The sequence below is a fragment of the Parafrankia sp. Ea1.12 genome (assembly GCF_900465275.1).
GTDB classification, from domain to species: domain Bacteria; phylum Actinomycetota; class Actinomycetes; order Frankiales; family Frankiaceae; genus Parafrankia; species Parafrankia soli.
The window spans coordinates 1-472 of sequence record NZ_UBIZ01000007.1; the positions used below are offsets into that span (position 1 = coordinate 1).

The 472-nt window shown below is 69.7% G+C and carries 2 pseudogenes; one reads left to right on the plus strand and one right to left on the minus strand.

The window, feature by feature from the left end:
- A pseudogene (locus FMEAI12_RS37520) lies at nt 1-124 on the plus strand (transposase); the annotation flags it as partial.
- Between the two features lie 77 nt (nt 125-201).
- On the opposite strand, the pseudogene FMEAI12_RS37525 reads toward FMEAI12_RS37520, so the two are convergent.
- Nucleotides 202-393, minus strand: a pseudogene (locus tag FMEAI12_RS37525) (transposase); the annotation flags it as partial.
- Nucleotides 394-472: the final 79 nt, after the last annotated feature.

Below are 472 nucleotides of genomic sequence, written 5' to 3' on the forward strand. Positions count from 1 at the left end.
CCGCACCGGACTGCCGCAGGCCACCGTGGTGGTCGATCATTTCCATGTGGTGCAGCTTGCGAACAAGATGCTCAATCTGGTGCGCCGCCGTCTGACCCGCACACACCGCGGCAGACGTGGCCGGGCCTTCCACTCCGTGGTCCGGCCACGCCGGCCGCGGACGCTTCGGGTGAGACGGCGGCGCACCAGATTGAGCGTCTTGTTGGCGAGCTGAACGACATGGAAGTGATCAACTACGACGGTGGCGTGCGGCAGGCCGGTGCGCACGGCGGCCCGGTAGGACGGTGACATGTCGATGGCCACGAAACGAACCCCCTGGCGCCAGGTGAGCGGGGTGTCGGCCGGCCAGGCCAGCACATCGCCGGCGGCCCGTCCCTCGATCTGCCCCAGCAGACCGCCGCAGCCTGCGGCGTCGACGAATCCGGTGTGCCAGCGATCGGCCGCCGCAGACCACTTCCCCGTCTGCGGGTCC